General features: G+C 42.2%; 15 protein-coding genes and 2 pseudogenes. 14 read left to right on the top strand and 3 right to left on the bottom strand.

What is annotated here, in order from left to right; translation table 11 throughout:
• Window positions 1-563: 563 nt before the first annotated feature.
• From KIT51_04700 to KIT51_04650, 11 genes and pseudogenes are all read left to right on the top strand, one after another.
• Window positions 564-1,139 carry a hypothetical protein gene (locus tag KIT51_04700; protein ID UYN87562.1) on the top strand — a complete coding sequence of 192 codons (576 nt, stop codon included), beginning with the start codon at window positions 564-566 and terminating at the stop codon, window positions 1,137-1,139.
• A 474-nt stretch (window positions 1,140-1,613) separates the two neighbouring features.
• Entirely contained in the window at window positions 1,614-2,165 is a 552-nt protein-coding gene (locus KIT51_04695) for a hypothetical protein (GenBank protein ID UYN87561.1), read from the top strand.
• On the top strand, window positions 2,125-2,538 hold the full coding sequence (locus KIT51_04690) for a hypothetical protein (protein ID UYN87560.1): 414 nt from the start codon (window positions 2,125-2,127) through the stop codon (window positions 2,536-2,538). The genes KIT51_04695 and KIT51_04690 overlap by 41 nt, the downstream gene beginning before the upstream one ends.
• Before the next feature lie 236 nt (window positions 2,539-2,774).
• Window positions 2,775-3,506, top strand: a complete 732-nt coding sequence (locus tag KIT51_04685) for a hypothetical protein (protein UYN87559.1) — start codon at window positions 2,775-2,777, stop codon at window positions 3,504-3,506.
• Window positions 3,507-4,420: 914 nt separating this feature from the next.
• Window positions 4,421-5,484, top strand: a pseudogene (locus tag KIT51_04680) (IS3 family transposase).
• A gap of 490 nt (window positions 5,485-5,974) precedes the next feature.
• A pseudogene (locus tag KIT51_04675) lies at window positions 5,975-6,341 on the top strand (hypothetical protein).
• Window positions 6,338-6,508: a hypothetical protein gene (locus KIT51_04670; protein UYN87558.1), complete on the top strand. Its 171-nt coding sequence runs from the start codon at window positions 6,338-6,340 to the stop codon at window positions 6,506-6,508. The pseudogene KIT51_04675 and the gene KIT51_04670 overlap by 4 nt, the downstream one beginning before the upstream one ends.
• Window positions 6,509-7,298: 790 nt before the next feature.
• Window positions 7,299-7,529, top strand: coding sequence for a hypothetical protein (locus tag KIT51_04665; GenBank protein ID UYN87557.1), 231 nt, complete (start codon window positions 7,299-7,301; stop codon window positions 7,527-7,529).
• The gene (locus KIT51_04660) at window positions 7,529-7,813 is read left to right on the top strand and encodes a type II toxin-antitoxin system RelE/ParE family toxin (GenBank protein ID UYN87556.1); all 285 of its coding nucleotides are present in this window, start codon (window positions 7,529-7,531) and stop codon (window positions 7,811-7,813) included. The genes KIT51_04665 and KIT51_04660 overlap by 1 nt, the downstream gene beginning before the upstream one ends.
• A gap of 711 nt (window positions 7,814-8,524) precedes the next feature.
• Window positions 8,525-8,767 carry a DUF433 domain-containing protein gene (locus tag KIT51_04655; protein UYN87555.1) on the top strand — a complete coding sequence of 81 codons (243 nt, stop codon included), beginning with the start codon at window positions 8,525-8,527 and terminating at the stop codon, window positions 8,765-8,767.
• Complete coding sequence (locus KIT51_04650; GenBank protein ID UYN87554.1) at window positions 8,751-9,074, top strand: DUF5615 family PIN-like protein; 324 nt, start codon at window positions 8,751-8,753, stop codon at window positions 9,072-9,074. The genes KIT51_04655 and KIT51_04650 overlap by 17 nt, the downstream gene beginning before the upstream one ends.
• A 330-nt stretch (window positions 9,075-9,404) precedes the next feature.
• Here the strand turns inward: KIT51_04650 and paaN are convergent, their stop codons facing one another.
• Genes paaN through KIT51_04635 form a run of 3 tightly spaced genes read right to left on the bottom strand, consistent with a single transcriptional unit; the run spans window position 9,405 to window position 13,164 of the window.
• Window positions 9,405-11,075: a phenylacetic acid degradation protein PaaN gene (paaN, locus tag KIT51_04645; protein ID UYN87553.1), complete on the bottom strand. Its 1,671-nt coding sequence runs from the start codon at window positions 11,073-11,075 to the stop codon at window positions 9,405-9,407.
• A 54-nt stretch (window positions 11,076-11,129) separates the two neighbouring features.
• Complete coding sequence (locus tag KIT51_04640; protein UYN87552.1) at window positions 11,130-11,846, bottom strand: DUF4197 domain-containing protein; 717 nt, start codon at window positions 11,844-11,846, stop codon at window positions 11,130-11,132.
• Window positions 11,847-11,901: 55 nt separating this feature from the next.
• Window positions 11,902-13,164, bottom strand: a complete 1,263-nt coding sequence (locus KIT51_04635; protein UYN87551.1) for a lactate 2-monooxygenase — start codon at window positions 13,162-13,164, stop codon at window positions 11,902-11,904.
• A 91-nt stretch (window positions 13,165-13,255) separates the two neighbouring features.
• On the opposite strand from KIT51_04635, the gene KIT51_04630 reads away from it, so the two are divergent.
• The 3 genes from KIT51_04630 to KIT51_04620 all read left to right on the top strand — a co-directional run bounded on the left by KIT51_04630 (window position 13,256) and on the right by KIT51_04620 (window position 17,672).
• The gene (locus KIT51_04630) at window positions 13,256-14,509 is read left to right on the top strand and encodes a competence/damage-inducible protein A (GenBank protein UYN87550.1); all 1,254 of its coding nucleotides are present in this window, start codon (window positions 13,256-13,258) and stop codon (window positions 14,507-14,509) included.
• Between the two features lie 120 nt (window positions 14,510-14,629).
• Window positions 14,630-16,399 (top strand): NAD(P)H-dependent oxidoreductase subunit E, encoded by a 1,770-nt coding sequence (locus tag KIT51_04625; GenBank protein ID UYN87549.1) that lies wholly within the window; start codon window positions 14,630-14,632, stop codon window positions 16,397-16,399.
• Between the two features lie 4 nt (window positions 16,400-16,403).
• Window positions 16,404-17,672, top strand: a complete 1,269-nt coding sequence (locus KIT51_04620; protein UYN87548.1) for a (2Fe-2S)-binding protein — start codon at window positions 16,404-16,406, stop codon at window positions 17,670-17,672.

Raw genomic sequence — 17,672 nt, 5'->3', positions numbered from 1 at the left:
ACCCAAAACGTTGTGCACCATGCGAATTGCGGGCTTCGCAATGGGTGACAACATTGAATTCATAAACCGTTTTTCAATCGTAGTTTTCGGCAGACACGCTTTCTATTCCATTCATCTCCACTGCCATCGCGCGACAATAAAGTTTCAAAATTATGTTTGCTGACTGCGAGACAATGTCGGCTTCGGTAGACGGCTCCGCGACTGTATCAAAAGACAAATTAAGACACGTGTGCGCAGACGGTCTTCGGTTTGATAATCAAAATTATCGTCCGCAGATAGTTTAGGCTTTTGCCCGCGCGCACGTGTTGACACCGCACATCTGTCTACTTCGGGCGACAAGGACTTGGTTTCATGATAACGTTTGGTGACGGTAGACAAACCCGTTTCTTTATAACGTTCGACAGAATGCACGGTGCACAACACTGTGCATATTGCATGGCGGGGGACGCTTGGCTAATTCGCGCTTCTCTCCTATCTTCGTTCTGCAACGGTGGACATTGCGCATTTCATAAACGCCACGCAATATGCACCCACGTTGGCAGCAAGCCACTAAAAAATAAAAAATGGACCCTATACTGACATTACCGTTTTCAGAAAATATGGTTATAAATGAGTTGGAGAAAAAATTCAACAAGCGAGACGGTTATTCAATACTAATTCCTTCGACAAGACAACAAAAAGGGTTTGACTTGTTGATGTATAATAACAAGACAAAAAAATGCTTGACAATTCAAGTAAAGGGTTCACGGACTTACAACCCAAAACCACCCAAAAATGAGACAATTATCCGCTACAAAAATTACACATGGTTTAGCAAGTTTAAAATAGAAAAGGGACTTGCTGACTTTTATATACTCTTTGGACTCTTTATCACAAACCCGACAAGGAAAGAGAAATCAAGGAGTGTAAGAAAAAATGACTGGTATGACCATGTACTCATGATTTTTTCGGAAGACGAAATGATTAAATTCTTAAGTGGTTTAAGACTTAAAACAAGTGACAAAGCAGACAGTAAATTCTCATTTGGATTTAATGACAAGAAAAAAATAGTTCTAACTCGGGGGACTAAGGAACATGTCGACTATTCAGAAAAGTTATTTTCAAAGAGAATTATTGAACTTAAAAAGGGACTGGACTAAGTGGCCAGCTGCCAACACCGTGTTTGCTTAATGGCGGGCGACACAGTCGCCCATAGTTTTCGTTTTTTTACTACCTTCGGTGTAGGCGGACAAATCCGTTGGATTTATCCGCCACTAAGCAAACACTAAAACGTTGTGGGTCATGCCGCCAGGGACAGAGTGGCTCCATTCGCGCACAGGCACATTTGCTTGCCGCTCATCCCTCCCTGACACCAAAGCAAGCAAAAAGAGCCTGCTCTTGCTGCCGCACATCCCAGCCGGACGACTTAACCTCAGATTTAGTTTTAGAACCAAATTATATGAAATTTGCTTAAAAAAGGACATTTTCGGTTTTTTAGGCCAAATTTCGAGGCAAAAATGACGTGCAAATTTAAGTGTCACTTTTAGCCCCTAAAAAACACTTGAAATATTGACTCAAAAATTGCTACTTTTCGTTATACATTTGTGGTCCTTTTTAAAGCTTAGACTTTAACTATGAATAAAAGTAATGGAGAAATATTAGACTCCACTCCAACTGCCAAGGACTCTCAAGTTCAGCAGCTTAAAGCTATATTATACCTTCTTCAGGAGCATCTTGAAAGATTCAAGGAGGAGGTGGATAATAGCTATGAGCTATTCGACAAAATAGGTAAGAAGACAAAACTGGCTGAGCAGATTGAAGGGTTTATGAACAACCCTTTAGAGAGTGTCTTGCAAAGTTCAACAAACATTGACCAACAAGTGAAAGACTTGATTTCTAAAGTTGTACAAGGATTTTTTAAGAGCAAAACTGAATTGCTTTCATCTGTGCATTTGACAAAAAATGCAAACAATGCCTTGTACTATTCAATTGTTTTGAAGGAGGACAACATCAAAAACCGCACGTCTGTTTTTGAATTTTTTGAGTGGTATAACAAATTGGACATCAACACTCGTTATCCAATTTACTTTCAATTCGTCCCTGTTGAATTGATTGGGAAAGTAAATAAAATCTCTGAGCTTAATCTTGAAAGAATTGCAAAATCACATTCTTCAGGCAGAGCATAATGCTAAATTCCATGACTGTATCTGTGAGCAATTCCCTGACAGATTTTTTGACTGGAAAATAACCGTTCTATTTTATCAGGCAATTCATCTTCTCCAAGGTCTTGCAGACCAAAAAGGTATAAGTATCGGAGACACTCACTATGAAATTGAACGCAATATAAACCCAGACAGACCAAACCCATCGATGCCCATATCTAAGGGTGCATGGAGAGAATACAACTCACTCTATCAGTATTCTCAGACAGCCAGGTATGACGGCATAACAGACTTTGAAACTTTTGAAAGACTTAAACAGGTGGACTACGGATACTGTGTTAAAAATCTTGAGAATTTTAAAAAGTATCTACAATCAGTTGGACTAAAGACAAGCTGATTAATCGCACCAATGCAAAGGCCGCACATGCCGATGCATAAATCCTAAGCCTTTGCATCCGTGCTCAGATTCTCCAAGGGCGGCACGAACCCACAACAAAATGTTTGCGCAATGGTTGGGTTTGATGTAAGCTATAAGTTTTTATCTTCGTTCAACGTTTGGTCACGTGGGACAGTGAAGTGTTTCAAAGTCCCACCACTGCGCAAACACAAACGTTATGCACCATTTTTAAACGAATGACAGGACTACAAAAAATAATCGGACGAGTATTTCCACCTTACAAGTTTAAGGTTCAGAGACAAGAATGGACTACGTTAGTGACGAGTTTAACAAACAGTTTATCTGACGACTTTAATGAACTGAAAGAACAAAGAAGAAGGACCAACTTACTCAATATAAGTGACTGGGTTTTATTTCCAGGTTTCAAGTTCCTGACAGTTGGGTATCCTGGGACAACATTGAATGACTTTAAAAAACGAGGACAGAATTATAAAATTTCGGGACAGAGAATTTACTCCAAGAAACAGAACGACTATGTAAATGTTGAATTCTTGATTCATGACAACTACCTAGCTGGCCTAAGAATTGAGAATTCAAATTATGAGATTGAAGAGTTTGATTTAAGGAGAATTGAAAGCAAAAATCTTCAAAGGACACCAGTGAACTATCCACCTTCGGAGATAGACTTGTTTTACGAGCGACTTGGAGACAATTTAAAAAGTAGATTGAATCCTGACGACATATTCGACATTGATTTCGGCAACCGGACTTACTATGCATTCTACGACTTGGAAGACGGTAACTATTTAGCGACAGACAAAAAATTAAATGTTTACTCTTTAGTTCATGACGCCCAGCCAATGGCTAAGAAATTAGAATATTCATTGACGGACATATTAGTTGATATTGAGAAAAAGACGTTCGACAAGGACAAACATTTAGAGGAGAGGTATAAAAACGGTGCATAACAGCAGCTATTTGCAATGGCTGGGTGAAGTGTAAGTATTAAGTTTTATCTTCGCTACTACGTTTGGTCACGGTGGATAAATATGGTTTCAAAAGCCAGCCACTGCAAATAGCCAAACGTTAGCGCCAATACGCGGACAACAAAAAGTACAACCAAATAAGGACATAAAGTGTCTAACTAACATGAGACAAGTGAATAAATACCTATTCTTACACTTTGTGATAGTTATCTTTTCTTGTGAGCCAGTTAATTACGTGAACAAAATTGTTACTATTGACATCTACGAGTCATCAATTCCTCAAAATGGGACATTAAATCAGGACATTGAATTAGAGTTAAAAGCTCAAGCGACAAATGGCTGCCATAGTGATTTAAAAATCAAGTTAATAGAAACCAAAGACAGACATTATCTTCTAAAAGCCACCGCTAGATTCAAATCGCACGGTGACTGTCCGACTGTTATGGTCTACACGGATACCACGATAACTTTCAGACCAACCAAGACCGGAAAGCACTTTTTTCAAATTAATGAAACCCCTTTTGAAATCAGACGAGATACAATTGAAGTTAATTAACAAATTGCGCCAACACGACTTATGACTTTGACTTTTAATTAGTCCGTGTACGCGGACACGCGGGAAAGTTTCAGACTTTTAAGTAAAAAGTAAAGGGCTTTAATAAAATTCAGTGCCGCGTGCGACACACGCGAATTTTTTTCGGTTTGGTGAAGGAAAATTTGAAAAATCGACTCTAAAAAATTCTTTCGGACAATTAATCGACACAGACTGACCAAACCGACAACGTTTTGTATAAGTGGAGCCAGACGCGTCCTAAAATCATTAACGGTTGTGTAAGCTCCCCCGAAAATAGGACAGTTTTGAATTAGACAAAAGGTCTAACTTTAAACTGTTAAAAATGAAAAGAACACGATTTACCGAAGCCCAGATTTTCACTATTCTCAAGGAGTTTGATGCTGGCAAAAACATCCAGGACATTGCCCGTTCGCACGGAGTGTCCAAAGCCACTATTTATAATTGGAAGGCTAAGTACGGAGGTATGGAGATGAACGAACTTAAGCGCGTTAAGGAGCTTGAGGAAGAAAATCGGAAGCTCAAGCAGATGTATGGTGACCTGGCGCTGGACAACAAGATGCTCAAAGACGTTTTGGGAAAAAAGTTCTAAGGCCCGCTGAGAAGCGAACCCGTGTAGATTATCTGAGAACGACTTTTCAAGTCAGCCTCGGTCGGGCCTGTGAAGTGATGGATCTCTCACGTTCGGTTTACTACTATCGAAGTAAGACGGACGATCATGCGGTGATTGATAAACTCCAGAACTTAGCTGAGAAACGGCCTACCGAAGGATTTTGGAAAATGTATTTCAGGATAAGGAAAGAAGGATTGTTGTGGAACCACAAACGCATCCATCGGGTGTATAAATTATTGAAGTTGAATATGAAACGAAAAGGAAAAAGGAGATTACCAGCACGCGTTCTTCAGCCCCTGGAGGCTGTTAGCCACATCAATGCAAGCTGGTCGATGGACTTTATGAGTGATTCCCTTCTATCGGGTCGCAAGTTCAGAGTACTCAACTTGCTGGACGACTTTAACCGTGAGGCCCTTGCTATTGAAGTTGATACTTCGCTACGGGCTGAGCGAGTGATACGGGTACTTGAACAAGTCATTCAATGGAGAGGAAAACCACAGCGAATCAGGGTTGATAATGGCCCCGAATTCATCTCAAGCAAACTCGGCCTATGGTGCGAAGAACGCAACATCCAGCTTCAGTTTATTCAACCGGGCAAGCCTTCACAGAATGCATACATCGAGCGTTTCAATGGAAGCTTCCGAAGAGATGTTCTCGATGCGTACTTATTTGAATCCCTTATCCAGGTAAGAATCCTAGCTGATGAGTGGATGAATGATTACAACTATGACCGTCCACATGATGCGCTCGAAGGGCGCAGTCCTGCGGACATGCTGGCCGTGGATTTATGGGAAACTCGAAACGAGTTTCCCACAAACCCACAACCGGTTACAACAATAACAATGAATAAATTTCCTAATTTAGAGTTGTCCTAAAAATGGGGAGCTTACACAGACAAGTAAAAGAAATCTTTCTAACTGGAATTACTTTAAAAGATACACTATTCCATTGTACCATGTTGGCATCTTACCGACTTAAAAACTTTCCGGACAAGGTGATTTTTGACGACCCTAGTTGTATTATGACTGAAAAAATTGAGGCCTTACTAAAATAGTGTGGTTGACGTGCACAGCTGGCAACACCAGGTTTGTGCCAGCTGCTTTTTTGATGTTGGTATGAAGTTTAGTTTTCTTAAATTCGTTTCTGCAACGGGGACAAGAACGTGCTTCGAAAGCCGCAGCCGTCACAAACCCAAACCGTTGGCAGTAATGCCACTGGACAGAAAATCCCTCCGAAAAAAGTGAGTAAAAATAAGTAAATTGTGGAGTGAAAAAACGGACGACAAAGGGACTGAATTTCGTCATTGATAAGCTGACAAACTCCATTGAAAACAGGATTACGGGCGACAGCTTTACGACCAGTATTATCCACCTGACAAGGGAAGACTTAAAAACCATTACTAAGAAAAACGGATGGGTTTTTGACTGGAAATTTGAATTGAACCAACTTTGCATGTAGACTTTCATTTCAACGTGGGTTTGAAGGAAACATTTCATTCGTTTCAAAGACCCAATTAATCAATCACTACATTGACACACTAGGAGCCTTCCATGCAGGTGGACGATTAATGATTATAGAAACAAGAGCAGCTTTAAAGTTGCTGGACAAATATTTTAAAAACACGGAATTATGAGAACAAGAAAAAAAGAATTGGACGTGGACTTCATTGGTGGTGTTGGACCGTTGACAAAAGACGAAGAGAAAAGAATAAGCGAAGTAATTAAAATGCTGAAGGCCAAGAAAAGCGCAACACGCAAGCAGACAAGAAAGTTGACTACCAAGAAAAAAGTAACAGCATAGCGGCACTACTGCCAACAAAAAGTTTCTGCAATGTGGGGGTTCGGTGTGTGTATAAAAAGTAATTTCTTAATTTCGTTCAGTAACGATGGACAGTTTGGAGATGGTTGCGCTAAACATTCCGCTTCGCTTCATTTTTTAGCGCTCCTATTCCCCACACTGCAGAAACACAAACGTTGGGCGCAATGGCCACTCGACAACCAATTAGAAATTAATTGATGAAGACAATATTTTTTCTCATCACGGTGATTTTTTTGTTGACAATTAATGGGGAGCAACGAGGACATTAAAAAATGGATTAAAAAGAACTTTGACAACATATTTGTTAACGAACTTAACGACTGGTACACTGACGAGTCAGGTTGGCCGACAAACAGGACTTATAAAATGTTTACTGACTGGTTTGACATTGAAGTTCACTCAATGGTTCTTGACCTGGAAGAATTTCCGGTGACAAAGGACTAAAGAATTAATTTATGTTCGCTGACCGTTTCGTCTGACCTCAAAGTGAACGGTGGACTAAGTAACGTTGGACTAACAAGATTTGACGGCCGACAACGACTCGTAAAATTTAAACGGTCGACAAAACGGCCAGCGCCCAACAGCATATTTCTGCAATGGTGCCGTGACGAGTTGGTATAAAGTTTTATCTTCGTTCAACGTTTGGTTTCGTGGGACAGGACGCGGCTTCGGAAAGGCACCACTGCAGAAACACAGACGTTGTGGGGCATAGGTCGGTCGAGAAAAAATTGAGTAAAAAGACGTAAATTTGACTTACTAAAAAAAGAATGACATGGGGACAATTGAGCTGAAATCAGACCTACACAAAATCCTGGACAGAATCGAAAACGAGCAGTTGTTGCGGACAATTTATGACTTTCTAAAGCAAAGAGAAACCGCAAAAGAAGGACAGATATGGAAAACTCTGACCGAAGAACAAAAAAAGGAAGTTTATTTATCATATGAGGAGTCTCAAAACGACAAAAATTTAATCGACTGGGACACCCTTAAGAAGAAATATTAATGCAAGTTTTTGTTACCCCAAGAGCCGAGAGAAACTTCGACTCAATTGTAGATTATATAAAACAAAAATGGGGAGAAAGGACAGCTAAAGAGTTTGTTCAAAAAGTTGATGAAATTTTCAAACTTCTTAAAGATTACCCGTTAATGGGACAAATTGAAAACAACGACATTAGAGGTTTTCAATTATCACGCCAGACAAGGATACTCTATAGAATAAGAGATAACAAGATTATAATCCTTTCATTCTTTGACGTTAGACAAGACCCAAAGAAAAAACTAGGATAAGACCTACGCCCCACAACAGCGTGTTTGTGCTACTGGCGGTGGACGACCAATTATTTAATACATTTGCGTAACAACGTTTTCCCACGCGGATACTGGCGGCTTCGCAAACGCCAGCATAATAAACACAAACGTTGTGCACCATGCGAATTGCGGGCTTCGCAATGGGTGACAACATTAAATTCATAAACCGTTTTTCAACCGTAGTTTTCGGCAGACACGCTTTCTATTCCGTTCATCTCCACTGCCATCGCGCGACAATAAAGTTTCAAAATTACGTTCGCTGACTGCGAGACAATGTCGGCTTCGGTAGACGGTTCCGCGACTGTATCAAAAGACAAATTGGGACACGTGTGCGCGGACGGTTTTCGGCTTGATAATCAAAATTATCGTCCGCAGACGGTTTAGGTTTTTGCCCGCGCGCACGTGTTGACACCGTACATCTGTCTACTTCGGGCGACAAGGACTTGGTTTCATGATAACGCTTGGTGACGGTAGACAAACCCGTTTCTTTATAACGTTCGACAGAATGCACGGTGCACAACACTGTGCATATTGCATGGCGGGGGACGCTTGGCTAATTCGCGCTTCTCTCCTATCTTCGTTCTGCAACGGTGGACATTGCGCATTTCATAAACGCCACGCAATATGCACCCACGTTGCCAGCAAGCCCGCCACGACAAAAAAGTGACAAATAATTTGTAAATTTGGAATATGTATAAAGTAAAGGACTATATAAACATTGACAAGGAAATCCTTTCAGGAAACCCGGTTTTTAAAGGGACTAGAGTACCTATTCAGACATTGTTTGACCATTTGGAAAAAGGAATTTCGTTAGACGAATTTTTAAGTGATTTTCCTACTGTGACAAAGGAACAAGCTATAGCAGTAATCGAGATAGCAAGTAAAATTTTGACTTCTAAGAATATTGAACAGATTTATGAGACTGCTGCTTGACGAGAACTTACCTAAAAGACTGAAGAACGATTTAAATGAACACGAAATTTACACAGCAGCAGACAAGGGTTGGACTGGAATTACAAATGGAAAATTATTGGAGCTTTTAATTGAAAATAAGTTTGAAGCTCTATTGACGTTTGACAAGAATCTTCAATACCAACAGAATTTCAAAAAGTATACGATTGCGGTTATCGTTCTAAATGCCTCCGACAATAGTTATTTGACACTAAAGAATTTAGTTCCAAAGATTAAGGAGTTGTTGGAAAAGGAATTAAAATCAGGACCAACTGAAATAAAACAGTAGGCGGGCCAGCTGGCAACACCGTGTTTGTTTAATGGCGGGCGACACAGTCGCCCGTAGTGTCAGCAAGTTTATTTATATTCGTATAAGGCGGACAAATTCGTTGGATTTATCCGCCACTAAACAAACCCAAAACGTTGCCAGCCATTTTTCGGGACGACACAGAATGGACAATATTTACAAAACGAATGAATTTTCGGATAGATATGAACATTGATATGAATTATATACAACACAAGATAAGACAAAAGCCTTCGAATTATAATAATTACCCTCTCCAAGTTCCGCTACAGCCTGCGAATTCCTCGCACGGCATCTGAGGAGTCTGTCTTCTTAACCCGCATGTACTGGCTCTCTATGACCTACCCAGGTAAACCGCTTCACCACGTACTCAGGGTTTGTAAACGAAGCATTTCCGGATGGATTTCCTCCGGTAACATGGAAATCTGAAAAGCCTGCATTTTGGTTCATATAAATTCCACCCACCAGGTTAAACGATACCGGTGTGGCCACCAAGGCCATTTCATCTGCTATTCTCTCACGAACAGAAGCATCCGTAGTGTACGCACCACAGGATATTGCCCCATGATGCAAGGCCATTTCCTGTGCCAATTTAATTGACTGATCCGTGCTTTTGGTTTTAATCAATACTACAATCGGGCCAAATAATTCTTTACTGAATGCTTCTTTATTGGAGGCACTAACCTCAATGACTACTGGTGTATTTGTCCGTGCATTTTTAAACATTGGATTTTCAATGCTCCGTGACCTTAACCAAACTTTACCGGAAATTTTTTCAGCCTCTAAAACCCGCGCGCATGTATTTTTATTTTGAATAGCGCCCAACACAAAAGGGCCTGCCTTTGGGTTATCCGCGAGGCCATTGATATTATCAACAAGTTTTTGAGCAAATTCTTCAAAGCTTACATGTCCATTGGGTGTTTTAATGCCGCTTTCAGGTATGTAAAAATTCTGTGGAGCAGTGCACATTTGGCCAGAATATAGCGATACAGAGAATGCCAGATTACCAGCTACTTTATCTGCATCGGCCACAGAATCAAGAATAACAGAATTCACACCTGTCTTTTCGGTAAATACCATTTTGCCGGGCAAAGCTTCGAGGTAACTTCCAAACAGTGAGTTACCCGTAAAGTCGATCAACTTTACGTCAGGATGCTCGGCCAATGGTTTTGTTATCGTATTGTCGAATGTATCAACCGCAAGTTGACAAATATTGGCATCCAGATTATTCTCTGCTAACACGTTTTGAATTTCTGCCACAACAATAGCAATAGGCAATACTGCACCCGGATGTGGCTTAACAATCACCGGATTACCGGTTACCAAACTTGCATAAAGTCCCGGAACGGTGTTCCACGTAGGGAAGGTTGAGCACCCAATGACCAGGGAAACACCCTTTGGTACAGCGCGCCATTCTTTATTCAATTGAATGTTGAATTTTCCCATGGGTTTATCCCACAAGGTTGATGCAGGAAAACGTTGTAGCTCTTCGTAACCTGAGGCAATGGCCTCCAGCGCGCGATCAGCTGCATGTGGGCCGGATGCCTGGAAAGCCATCATATACCCCTGCCCTGTAGTGTGCATGGTGGCATAGGCGATTTCAAAAAATCGTGATTTTACACGCTCTAGGGATTCAATTAAAATTCCGGCACGATCCTGGGCGCTCACTTTGCGCCAACTATGGTAAGCATTTTTAGCACGGCTAACCAAGGTATCTATTGGAAAGGCAGGATACTTTATGCCTAACGGTTCCTGTGTGTAAGGCGACTCCTCAACACCTATCCAGTTTGTTGCACCTTCTTGTTTCAATTCTTCGAACTTCGTGTTCAACCGAGCTTTAAATTTCCCCTGTCCGTCAGCATCAGCTGTTTCCCCATAAATGGCAGGTGCCGGATGCTCCGGATAAGCGGCAAAGAATGTACGCTTATGAAGTGCTTCAATTCCATTGTTCAATAATACTCTATGCTTTTCAAATAATGTCATAATTGAATTTGTTAATCAAGAATTAAATTGATCGAAAATAATAATTGAGATAATCTATTTATGTGAACCAAAAACTCTCTTTAGTAAATCTGTGGTACGGGCCAATGGATCTTCCCGGATCTTTTTCTCCTCACCGGCAATCAATAAGAACAATCCATCCATGGCCTTATTGGTAGCATAGTCATTCAAATCAGGGTTAACTTTTTCCACCATCGGTATCTTATTGTAGGTTCCTACAAGATCACCATAGTATTTAGTAGCATTTACCTTATTTAACGAATTGGCTATTACAGGCTGGAACTTTTCATAGAGTTGGGCAGAGGTAGTGCGTTTCAGGTATTCGGTAGCTGCATTTTCTTCACCTTTTAAAATACTCCAGGCATCCTGAATGGTCATCTGCCGGATGGCACTGATAAAAATAGGCTTTGCCTCTTTGGCGGCATCTTCTGCTCCACGGTTTAGGGTCATTACAAATTTATCCACTTCACCACCTAAACCCATTTGGCGGAGCCTGTCCTCAACACGTTTTACATCGGGCGGAAAGGGGATTTTTATTTGTGGGTTTTTAAAAAAACCATCCAACTGTGAAGCCTGATCCGACCCTGTAGATATACCTTTAATAAGTGCCTCTTTCAATCCCTCGGCAACTTCTGCAGTAGTTAAGGGTTGGCTGCCTCCTACCGATTTGTTTAAATCTCCCAACGCCTGGTTAATCTGTGTGGTTGTACACGCAGTTAAAACAATAACCATAAACCATCCCAGTTGCTTCATAATTTTGTTATTTAAGGCGCCTAAATTACCGAACAAATCCCAAAATACTACAGCACTATAGTAGGGTTTCGCGGGTTATTTCAGCAACGTTCTTGCAACCTGTAAGTCCCATGGTAAGTTCAAAATCAGCCATAAAATTGCGCAACACTTCGTACACGCCCGCTTCCCCGGCAAGCGTTAATCCATAAACATAGGGTCGGCCTATACAAACAGCTTTTGCGCCCAAGGCGAGCGCTTTAAATACATCAGCCCCACCACGAACTCCACTATCCAGCAAAACCGGTATTCGTCCGTTTACTGTTTCTACAATCGAGGGAAGTGCTTCCAGCGTTGAGATGGAACCATCTACCTGTCGCCCGCCATGGTTTGAAACCAGAATTCCGTCAACACCAAAATCTACTGCCTTGCGGGCGTCATCACTATGTAGTATCCCTTTCAATATAATGGGCAGTTTGGTTTGTTCACGAAGAAAGTGAAGGTCATCCCATGTGGTGCATGGATTCGAGTAAGTGCTGATAAATTTTTGAACTGCACGCATGGGGTTTCCTGACCGGAGCTTTTGAAAAAATCCTGAACCTGGATAATTGTTCACCATGCTTATCAATCCTCGTAAGGTTTGCCAGGTGATGGTGCGTTTTGGCCGATCGCCTGATGCTGGCTCATCCATTAACTTCTGAAAAACAGGATCGGAAGTATATTGAGCAATTCCTTTACCTTCAAGAAAAGGCAGGTATGCCATTTCAAGGTCGCGGGTACGCCAACCCAGCATGGTTGTGTCCAGTGTAACCACAATGGCCGAACAACTACAACGCTCCGCCCGTTTTACAAAACTTGCAACCAAATCATTCGACTTACTCCAATACAATTGGAACCAACGAGGGGCATTGCCCATGACTGCTGCTACTTCCTCCATAGGCCGGGAGGCCTGGTTTGAAAAAATATAGGGTACACCTAATGTTGCCGCAGCACGGCCAACGGCAACATCGGCTTCTTTATGCACCATTTCCAATACACCAATTGGCGATAACAAAAATGGAGAGGCCAGGGTATGGCCAAATAACTCTATTCGCGTGTCACGTTCACCCACATTCCTGAGCATGCGCGGCACGATTTTGTATTTTTCAAAAGCTTCACGATTAGCCCGCATGGTACTTTCATTCCCGGCACCCCCGGCTATATAGGCAAAAGCCTCGGGTGACATGCGCAGCCGTGCAGACTCTTCCAAATGCTGAATGTTAATTTTAAGAGCAGCCTTCTTTCCAGCAAATCCGCCCAGGTATATCTGCTTTTGCCAATCCAATGCCGAAAATTTATCCATGTGTGGAGAATTAGTAGGAAAATATACAGAATCGAGGCAACAAAATATTCAATATTTGATTTTTGTCTCATCTTTGGGTTTTACAGCTTCTATGAAAAAAATCTTTGCCGAAATACTCGCCATAGGCGATGAACTTTTGTACGGCCAAACCCTCGATACCAACTCACACTGGATAAGCGGAGAACTCGATAAAGTCGGTATAAAAGTTATCCGCAGAACAACGGTTGGTGACATTGAACAGGAGATACTCACAGCCTTTGCTGAAGCTGAAAACCGCGCAGATATTATTTTAATTACCGGTGGCCTGGGCCCGACAAGCGATGACCTGACGAAACCTTGTTTATGCAAGTACTTTAAGTGCGGGTTGGAAATCAATCAGGAAGCTTTGGCTGAGATAACCGAATTGTTTAAAAGCCGCGGGCGGGAGCTCACCGAGCTAAACAGACAGCAAGCTGCATTGCCTACAGCTTGTACAAAAATAACCAATACCCTTGGCACCGCACCGGGTATGTGGTTCAATAAGGGCGACAAAGTTTTAATGTCGATGCCCGGTGTGCCACATGAAATGAAAAAGATGATGACGGATTCCGTGATCCCTATGTTGTTAAAAAAATACAAGACACCTGTTATCCATCATCAGATAATCAAAACAATCGGCATAGGGGAATCATTTCTTGCGGATAAAATTTCACCATGGGAAAAATCATTACCGGGGCACATAAAGTTGGCTTACTTACCAAGCCTCGGTGAAGTAAAACTGAGGCTAACCGGAATTGGCGATTCAGTAGAAGAATTAAAACTGGAAATTGCTGAATGGGTGGATAAGCTTAAACCGTATACCGATAATTACATTTATGGTTATGGCGAAGAGCCTTTAGAAAGTGTAATTGGAAACTTACTCCGCGAACGCCAACTAACCATAGCCATTGCAGAAAGTTGTACGGGCGGTTACCTCTCACACCTCATAACCTCTGTTCCGGGAAGTTCAGATTATTTTCTAGGCAGTATGATTCCGTACGCCTACGAAATAAAAATGAGGCAACTGGGTGTTAAGCCCGAAACCTTGGAAAAATACGGAGCCGTAAGTGAGCCCACCATCATTGAAATGGCCAATATTGTTCGTGCAAAATTCAATACCAACATAGGGGTTGCCACCAGTGGCATTGCAGGCCCCGGTGGTGCAACACCCGAAAAACCGGTTGGCACCGTGTGGATTGCCTATTCCGACAAACACCAAACGGTTACCCGAAAGCTTCAGCTTTCCAAAGACCGGATGATTAACATTCGCATGGCCTCTGTAGCTGTCCTTAACCTGATCAGGTTGAGTTTGCCACCGAAATCATAGAATGATTTTTCCACTTATCCCTGCGATAAAAATTAGTTTTTGGAAATCGTTTGCATGACTTTTATCATTCATTATTAACCCCGGATTGCTCAATTTAAACAGTCTGCTAACGGACTGTTTATGAGCACTGCCCTACATCAAAAATTATTCGCGGTTGAACCAGAACGTTCAAAACTCCTATCGGAATTATGGCAATACCAACTTCGCGATAGATACATCACAAAGGAGTCAATTAAAGCACTGGCCGATCAGCACAAGTTATCAGCCATTGAAATAGAGGGTGTCGTCTCGTTTTATCACTTCTTCCATCTGAAACCCGCAGGTAAACACACTATATACCTGAACAACAGCGTTATTGCCGAGCTAAAAGGATACCAACGCATACGCGAAACGTTCGAACGTGAAACAGGAGCACGCTTAGGGTTTACAGATCCCAGCGGAACGTTTGGCTTATTTGCTACACCTTGCATCGGATTGAGTGATCATGAACCTGCCGCACTTATTGACTTTTATCCCTTCACCAACCTCAATGCGCTCAAGGTGAAAGCAATTATCAATCAGCTAAAGGAAGGAAAGACAGCGGCAGAGATTTATGATGTTCCACAAAACAATATCCGGTATACACCTGCTAATAATCGAACGATATTTTTTGCACCCTATACACGAGGTGAAGCCGTTGCAAAATTGGCAACATTGAAACAAGATGGAGTATTGGAGCAGTTAAAACGTTCAGAACTTTCCGGTAGGGGTGGTGCCTTTTTTCCCACCTGGAAAAAGTGGGATACCTGCCGAAACTACGCGGCCACTCCCAAGTTTATTATCTGCAATGGCGATGAAGGCGAACCCGGAACATTCAAAGACAGGGTATTATTAAGCAATCAACCTGGCTCAGTAATAGAAGGAATGATCGTGGCCGCTTACACAGTTGGTGCATCATACGGTATGATTTACCTGCGCGGGGAATATCGCTGGCTGGCGAAAAAGCTGGAAGGGGAAATTGAAGCATTTCATGCGCAGGGCTTACTAGGGAAATCCATTGCCGGCATTGAAGGTTTTGATTTTGATATCCGCGTGGAGTTGGGTGCTGGCGCCTACGTTTGTGGAGAGGAAACCGCCCTGCTGGAATCCATGGAGGGAAAACGGGGTGAACCCCGAACAAAATGGTTTTATCCCGTAGAAAAAGGCTACCTGCAATTACCAACCGTTGTCAATAACGTTGAAACATTTGCAGCGGTGTCACGCATTCTTCAGCTTGGCGCTGATGAATACCTGAAACGCGGCATCCCAGGCTCGCCCGGTACGAAACTCATTAGCATTTCTGGCGATTGTGAACGCCCTGGCATTTATGAAATTGAATGGGGCCTTACCATAGCCGAGTTACTGGAATTATGTGGCGCTAAAGATCCGTACTTCATACAGGTAAGCGGCCCTTCCGGTGAGCCCATTTCCATCAAAGAAAAATTCAGACGTATCTCTATGCTTGACCTGAAGGATCAAAAAGATATACGATGCGGAGGATCCTTTATGATTTTCAACAGCGAACGAGATATCGTGCACATCCTCATGAATTTCTCCGAATTCTTTAAGCATGAATCGTGTGGTGTGTGCACGCCTTGCCGGGCCGGGAATTTTATCATCCAGCGAAAGCTGGAACGTCTGCAAAATGGATTGGCCGACATGAATGACCTGAAAGAATTAAAAAGTTGGGGAACCCTGATGAAAACCACCAGTCGTTGTGGCTTAGGTAAGACAGCCACCAATTCAATTATCCAATCATTGGAGAAATTTGATGATTACTTCACCGGACGCTTTGCAAAAACGGATAACAGCATTATCAGAAAATTTAATCACCAGTTGGCCGTGGCCGACTACGAACGCTATAAACCCTGATCCCATGGCAACTTGTTCATTTTGGATTGACGGAAAAAAATATGAAGCTGAAGAAGGTACTAACCTGATTGACGCAGCGAAAGAAAACGGTGTGTTTATTCCATCACTCTGTTACTTCCAGCACATTGACCCTCCACTGGGTACCTGTCGCACGTGTACATGTAAAATTAACGGACGGAATGACCCGGCTTGTACTGCCTACATACATGAAGGGTTGCAGGTGGAAGTAAATACTCCAGAATTGGTAGACATGCGAAAAGCATTGGTTGAAATGATGTTTTCGGAAGGCAATCACTTTTGCCCCGCTTGCGAAAAAAGTGGTAACTGCAATTTGCAACACATGGGGTATGAACTGGGTATTTCCGTAACGCGCTTCCCGCACCTGTTTAAAGATCATTTGATTGATTACCAACCCAAGCGCATGATCATGGAACACAACCGGTGCATTAAATGCAAGCGCTGTATTGAAGAGGTACTAACTAAAGATGAAAAGCGGGTATTTATGTCGCTTAACAGAGGTAATGAAACCATGATAGGCATTGACTACGAACAGGAAGCCAGGCTTACCGATGAGCAAGCCATTAATGCCATGAACATCTGCCCTACCGGAGCTATAATCGTTCGCGGTAAAAGCATGGCTAAACCTTTTGGCGAGCGGGCATTCGACATGGTGTCAGCACAAAAGCAATTCAAGCACAACATTCTGGAAAAACCAAACAAAGGAAACTTCGAAAAGAAAACCATTGCCACCGTTTCGCTGGCCGGTTGCTTTGGCTGCCATATGTCTATGCTGGATATTGACGAAGAAATCATGGATATCGCAGAGCTGGTTTCGTTTAATAAATCACCGCTAACCGACATTAAAAATTTTACACAGCGTTGTCACCTGGGAATAGTAGAAGGCGGTTGTTGCAACACCGAGAATATTGAAACACTAAAAAAATTCAGGGAGATGTGCGATATACTTGTGGTGATGGGTGAGTGTGCCGTGTGGGGCGGATTACCTGCCATGAGAAATACCATTCCATTGGGTGAATGCCTGGAAGAAGCCTATCTGAATTGTGTTACCAGCGAACAAGGCGAGAATACGGTTCCCTATCACGAAGACCTTCCTAAAATTCTGGATCGCATTTATTCCTGCAACGAAATTGTAAAAGTAGATTATATGATACCGGGATGCCCACCAACGGCTACACACATCTGGAAAGTAGTGAAGAGTTTGTTGTGGGGTGAGGATTATTCCCTGCTGTATTCTGAATTTAAGTACGACTAA

The organism is Cyclobacteriaceae bacterium, from assembly GCA_025808415.1.
Taxonomy (GTDB): domain Bacteria; phylum Bacteroidota; class Bacteroidia; order Cytophagales; family Cyclobacteriaceae; genus UBA2336.
The sequence above is the reverse complement of the archived record's forward strand: the minus strand, read 5'-3'. Positions and strand labels throughout refer to the sequence as shown.